The 6,532-nt window shown below is 65.0% G+C and carries 2 protein-coding genes and 3 pseudogenes; all 5 read right to left on the bottom strand.

The genetic code is table 11. From position 1 onward, the window contains the following. Positions 1–560 (bottom strand): annotated as a pseudogene (locus tag Q0L94_RS11585) (dihydroorotate dehydrogenase-like protein); the annotation flags it as partial. A 1-nt stretch (position 561) separates the two neighbouring features. After that, positions 562–4,137, bottom strand: coding sequence for a pyruvate:ferredoxin (flavodoxin) oxidoreductase (nifJ, locus tag Q0L94_RS11580; RefSeq protein WP_296753416.1), 3,576 nt, complete (start codon positions 4,135–4,137; stop codon positions 562–564). Between the two features lie 254 nt (positions 4,138–4,391). Then, positions 4,392–5,825, bottom strand: a complete 1,434-nt coding sequence (cysG, locus tag Q0L94_RS11575; protein ID WP_296753419.1) for a siroheme synthase CysG — start codon at positions 5,823–5,825, stop codon at positions 4,392–4,394. A gap of 43 nt (positions 5,826–5,868) precedes the next feature. After that, a pseudogene (locus tag Q0L94_RS17930) lies at positions 5,869–6,180 on the bottom strand (S-methyl-5'-thioadenosine phosphorylase); the annotation flags it as partial. Position 6,181: 1 nt separating this feature from the next. Beyond that, a pseudogene (locus Q0L94_RS11570) lies at positions 6,182–6,532 on the bottom strand (S-methyl-5-thioribose-1-phosphate isomerase); the annotation flags it as partial.

The raw sequence follows: 6,532 nt of genomic DNA, 5'->3' as shown, positions 1-6,532 counted from the left end.
TGTTTCACGAAATGCGGCAGCGAGGAAAAGAACGGCGACAGCTTCATGACGATGGGAACGCTCACCACCTGACGCAGTTCGGTGAGCAGGCTGAGATAACGCGCCTCCACCGCCTCGCCGGGTTCCATCATCTCCGCCGCGACGTGATAGACGTTGAGTTCCAGCGCATCGGCGCCGGCCTGTTGCAGTTCCCGGCCCAGCTCCACCCAGCCGGACGGGGAGATGCCGTTGAGGCTTGCCACCACGGGAATTTCCAGGCGGCATTTGAGCTGCTGCAGATGCGCCAGGTAGTGATCGAGGCTGCTGCGGAACTCGCCATGATCGGGCAGAAAGCCGTCCTCCGCTTCGCAGCTCCCAAGGCCGGCATGCAGCAGAAAGCGATCCATCATCGCGTCTTCCGCCCGCAATTCCTCCTCGAACAGGGAATACATCACCAATGCGGCGGCGCCGGCTTCCTCCAGCCGCAGCGCCGTGTCCAGATTGCGCGACAGCGGCGATGCCGAGGGTACCAGCGGGTTCTTGAGCTTGAGGCCGAGGTAGTCGGTGGAAAGATCGATCATGTCAGGTTTCCGGTTTGGATTGATCGGCAGGTTTTTGCGCCAGGTCCCGATAGGCCTTGAAGCGCCGCTCGGCATCCTGCTGCGCCTGTTCCAGGAAGCGCTGCGCCGCTTCGGGGTGGCTGCGCGTGAGCATGGCGAAGCGGGCCTCCGATTCCATGAAGGCCTTGATCGGCTGACTGGGCACAGCGGAATCGAGCTTGAAGGGATTGCCGCCCGCCTCTGCCAGTCGCGGATCGAAGCGGAACAGCGGCCAGTGTCCGCTCTTCACCGCCATTTCCTGCTGGCGCTGGTTGTAGAGCATATCGTAGCCGTGGGCGATGCAGGGGCTGTAGGCGACGATCAGCGAAGGGCCGGGGTAGGACTCGGCCTCGTGGAACACGCGCAGAGTCTGCACGTCCTTGGCGCCGTAGGCCACGGTGGCGACGTAGGCGTGGCCATAGTTGCTGGCCAGCTTGGCCAGGTCTTTCTTCGCGGTGGCCTTGCCGCCGGCGGAGAACTTGGCGACCGCGCCGAGCGGCGTGGCCTTGGAGGTCTGGCCGCCGGTGTTGGAATAGACCTCGGTGTCGAGCACCAGGATGTTGACGTCGTAGGGCAGCGCGAGCACGTGGTCGAGGCCGCCGTAGCCGATGTCGTAGGCCCAGCCGTCGCCGCCGATGATCCACACCGAGCGGCGGATCAGCCATTCGGCGACGCTGGCGAGTTCCTTCGCGCGCGGGTGGCTTGACGCCGCCAGTTTCTGCAGCAGCACGGCGACGCGCTGGCGCTGTTCGGCCAGGCCGGCCTCCTCGCGCTGGTCGGCATCGACCAGCGCGGCGGCGAGGTCGCCGCCGATGTCGCCGGCCAGTTCCTGCACCAGCTGCTGCGCGTAGCCCATCAGCTGGTCGGCGGCCAGCCGCATGCCGAGGCCGAATTCGGCATTGTCCTCGAACAGCGAATTGCTCCACGCCGGGCCGCGTCCGGCGCCGTTCACGGTGTAGGGCGTGGAAGGCAGGTTGCCGCCGTAGATCGACGAGCAGCCGGTGGCGTTGGCGATCAGCATGCGGTCGCCGAATAGCTGGGTGGCGAGCCGGATGTAGGGCGTCTCGCCGCAGCCGGCGCAGGCGCCGGAAAACTCGAACAGCGGATCGAGCAGCATGGCGCTGGGGATCGTGCCGTGCTTGATTGCACTGCGGTCGAACTCGGGCAGGCGCAGAAAGTAGGCGAGGTTGTCGCGCTCCTGATCGCGCAGCGGCGCGATCGGCGCCATGTTCACCGCGCGCCGGCTGACGTTGGACTTGTCGTGGATCGGGCAGGCCTCGACGCAGTCGCCGCAGCCGGTGCAGTCCTCCGCCGCGACCTGGTAGCTGACGCGGGTGCCGGCGGGGAAATCCTTGCTTTTCGCCGCAACGTGCTTGAAGCTCGGCGGCGCATCCGCAACGGACGCTGCGCTGAAGGCGCGCGCACGGATGGCGGTATGCGGGCAGACGAACACGCACTTGCCGCACTGGGTACACAGATCCGCGTCCCATACCGGGATTTCCAGCGCGATGTTGCGTTTTTCGTATTGCGCAGTGCCGAGCGGATAGGTGCCGTCCGCGGGCAGCCGCGACACCGGCAAGGCGTCGCCCTTGCCCTGGTAGATCGGCAGGGTGAGGTCGCGCACGAAATCGGGAATGCCGCTTGCCGTGGCCGGCGTCGGTTCGGTTTCCGCGTTCCCCTGCTCGGGGGGAATCGCGGCCTGGTGGAGTTCCGCCAGGGTCATGTCGATCGCCTTGTAGTTCAGCTCCACCAGGCGCCGGCTCTTCTTGCCGTAGGTCTTGTCGACCGCCTGCTTGATCGCGGCGATCGCGGCGTCCTTCGGCAGGACGCCGGCGATGGCGAAGAAGCAGGTCTGCATGATGGTGTTGATGCGCCGCCCCATGCCCGCCGCGGCAGCGACGGCGTAGGCATCGATCACCCACAGCTGCAGGCGTTTGCCGCGTATCTGCGCGCGCAGCGGGTGCGGCAGCGTGTCCCACACCTGGCTGGGCGGCGCCGGGGTATTGAGCAGGAACACCCCGTCCGGCGCGGCGTGTTCGAGCAGGTCGTAGCGTCCGACGAACATCGGCTGGTGGCAGGCGACGAAGCCGGCCATGCCCGCTTCCACCAGATAGGTGGAACGGATGGCCGCCGGGCCGAAGCGCAGGTGCGACACCGTGACCGCGCCGGACTTTTTGGAGTCGTAGACGAAATAGCCCTGCGCCATGAGGCCGGTGGCCTCGCCCACGATCTTGATCGAGTTCTTGTTGGCCGACACCGTGCCGTCCGCGCCCAGTCCCCAGAACACCGCATGTTGCAGCTGGCGGGCGGCATCGGTACGGAAAGCCGCGTCCCACGGCAGCGACAGGTGGGTGAGATCGTCGTGAATGCCGACGGTGAACTGGCGTTTGGGCGCGGCCAGCGACAGTTCGTCGAACACCGCCTTGACCATGCCGGGGGTGAATTCCTTGCTGGCGAGGCCGTAGCGGCCGCCGCTGACGCGCGGCATCGCGCGCGCGCCGTCCGCCGCCGCCTGCGCCAGCGCGGTCACCACGTCCTTGTACAGCGGTTCGCCGTCGGCGCCCGGTTCCTTGCAGCGGTCGAGCACGGCGACGGCTTTGACGCCGGGCGGCAGCGCGGCCAGCAGCGCTGCCGCCGAAAATGGCCGGTACAGCCGCACCTTCAGCACCCCCACCTTTTCGCCGCGCGCAAGCAGGTGCTCGACCGTCTCGTGCACGCTCTCGGCACCGGAGCCCATGAGCACGATGACGCGCTCGGCATCGGCCGCACCGACGTAGTCGAACAGCCGGTAATGCCGGCCGGTCAGTTCGCCGAAACGCGCCATCGCGTCCTGCACGATCTGCGGAAAGGCGTCGTAAAACGGATTGGCGCGCTCGCGCGACTGGAAGAAGACGTCCGGATTCTGCGAGGTGCCGCGCAGCACCGGATGTTCCGGCGACAGCGCGCGCGCCCGGTGCGCCGCAACCTGGGCGTCGTCGATCATGGCGCGCACCGTTGCCGGCTCCAGCGCGACGATTTTCGCCACCTCGTGCGAGGTGCGGAAGCCGTCGAAGAAATGGATCAGCGGAATGCGCCCGGCGAGCGTGGCCGCCTGCGCGATCAGCGCAAAATCCTGCGCTTCCTGCGGCGAGTTGGCGGCGAGCATGGCGCAACCGGTGGCGCGGCAGGCCATGACATCGGAGTGGTCGCCGAAAATCGACAGCGCATGCGTCGCCACCGCGCGCGCCGCCACGTGCAGCACGCAGGGCGTCAACTCGCCGGCAAGCTTGTAGAGATTGGGGATGAACAGCAGCAGCCCCTGGCTGGCGGTGAAGCTGGTGGCCAGGGCGCCGGAGGTGAGCGCGCCGTGCAGCGCGCCGGCCGCACCGCCCTCCGACTGCATCTCGATGACGCTCGGCACCGCCCCCCACAGGTTGGGCCTGCGCTGCGACGCCCACTCGTCCGCCCACTCGCCCATGTTGGAGGAGGGCGTGATGGGGTAGATGGCGATCACCTCGTTGCCCAGGTAAGCCACCCGGGCAACGGCCTCGTTGCCATCGATGGTAAGCGTGGTGGTCATGGCTACTCTTTAGCGGACAAATATGTCCTTTATTTTAGGCATGAGTTGCGCATGAAACCACCCCTCCTGCCAGCGACGATCCGGCCATGCCGCAGAGCCGAACCTGGCTCCGCAATGACCGATGTGTACTCGATGCCTGCGGGTCCGGAGAGGGCGTGGCCGCTACAACGGACAGGATGGCGCATCATGCGCGCACACCCGGGACGGATCAGGCTTTGGCGCGGACGCGGCAGGCCGACGCCCGGACGCGTTTGTCAGGGCAGATGGTCCGGTGCTTCGAGCGGCGTGCGGCGGGCCTGTTCGCCATGCTGTTCAGGCTGGTACCAGCCGAGCTTTTCGCGCAGCTTGACGACGTTGCCGACGATGATGAGGGTGGGCGCCTTGAGCCCGGCCTGCTCGGCCAGCGCCGGCAGCGTGGCGAGGTCGCCGGTGACGACGCGCTGGGTCGGCAGGGTACCGTGCTGAACGATGGCCGCCGGCGTATCGGCGGTGAGGCCGTGCTTGATCAGCGCCTCGCACAGCAAGGGCAGCCCTTTCAGCCCCATGTAGATGACGATGGTCTGGTCGCGGCGCGCGATGCCTTCCCAGTTCATGTTGAAGGTGTTTTCCTTCAGATGCCCGGTGACGAAGGCGACCGACTGCGCGTAGTCGCGATGGGTGAGCGGAATGCCCGCATACGACGCCACCCCGGCGGCGGCGGTGATGCCGGGCACGACCTGGAACGGCACGCCGTGCTCGACCAGGGTTTCGATCTCCTCGCCGCCGCGGCCGAAGATGAACGGATCGCCGCCCTTCAGCCGCAGCGTGCGCTTGCCTTCCTTGGCCAGGCGCACCAGCATGAGGTTGATCTCCTCCTGCGGCACCGCATGGTCGTCGCGCTCCTTGCCGACGTAGACGCGGTCGGCGTCGCGCCGGCACATGTCGAGAATCGGCTGCGAGACGAGGCGGTCGTAGACGATGACGTCGGCCTGCTGCATCAGGCGCAGGGCGCGGAAGGTCAGCAGGTCGGGGTTGCCGGGACCGGCGCCAACCAGATAGACCTCGCCGCGGCTGACGGCGTGGGAGGCCGAGTCCCGGATCATGGCGTCGAGCTGCGCCTCGGCCTCGACGTCGCGCCCGGAAAACACCATTTCGGCGACCGGCGAGAGAAACACCTTCTCCCAGAATGCCCGCCGCTGTTCCGGCTTGACCGCCGCGCGCACGCGCTCCTTGTAGCGCGAGGCCAGCGCGCTGAGGCGGCCGTAGGCAGCAGGGATCAGGGTTTCCAGCCGCGCGCGCAGCATGCGCGCGAGCACCGGCGATTCGCCGCCGCTGGAGACCGCCACCATGATCGGCGAACGGTCGATGATCGAAGGCAGGATGAAGCTGCACAGCGCAGGCTTGTCCGCCACGTTCACCGGGATGTGGCGCGCGCGTGCGGCATCGGCGACGACCTTGGCAGCGGACGCTGCGGGTGCATCGTCCTCGACCACGATCACCGCGTCCTTGCCGTCGAGCAGAACGGGGGTGAAGGCATCCGCCACCCGCTTCACACGTTCGGCGTGCGGCAGGCGCGCGAAGCCTTCGTGCAGGTCCGGCGCGACGACATCGACATAGGCTCCGGCGCGCAGCAGCAGCTCGGCCTTGCGCGCGGCGGTTTCTGAACCGCCCACCACCAGGCAGCGGCGGTCGCGCAGATCGAGAAAAATGGGCCTCGAAGAATGTGTTGATCCGAAATCTTGTAAAGTCGATAAATTGGTCGGGAAATACCAAATCACCCCTTTTAATGTCATTTCTTAGGCTTCCACAGGCGGTTGTCGCCAAAATATGGGTACATCCCAAATCCCTGATAGCATGAATATTTGCCCTATTGTTCACTTTTGAGGGAGGAATCTCGTGATGGCGTCCATGACGGGAAATCAGACAGACTTCAGTTCCTCCAATTGTTCCGGTCATTATGGTAGATGATGGACTTCCATATGGCGTTTCCATGGTAATTTCCTTTGGATTGGCAAGGATTTCAGGATTTTCGAAACCTGTGCCTCCGATAATGGCAAATTTCATATTACTCATTTTTTGTGTTTATCAATGCAACAATACTAACCTCTTCAGGTTTGCACAATCCCTTTTCGGTAATCAACATCGTCACCAGTCGTGCAGGGGTAATATCGAACCCATAATTGGCCACAGGGCTTTTTTCCGGGATGATTCTTACGGATGAAATCGATTCTCCATTCCATCCCTCAGCAAAAGAAACCTCTGATGCATCACGTTCCTCCACCCGAATGGAATCCAGGCCATTTACCAAATCGAGGTCGAAAGTGCTTGAGGGCAGTGCCACATAAAAAGGAATTCCGTTATCGGATGCGGCAACCGCCTTGAGGTATGTACCTATCTTATTAGCCACATCACCGTT

It is taken from the genome of Thiobacillus sp. (assembly GCF_024708915.1).
Note: the sequence above shows the minus strand (reverse complement) of the source record. Positions and strands in the feature narration are given on the sequence as shown.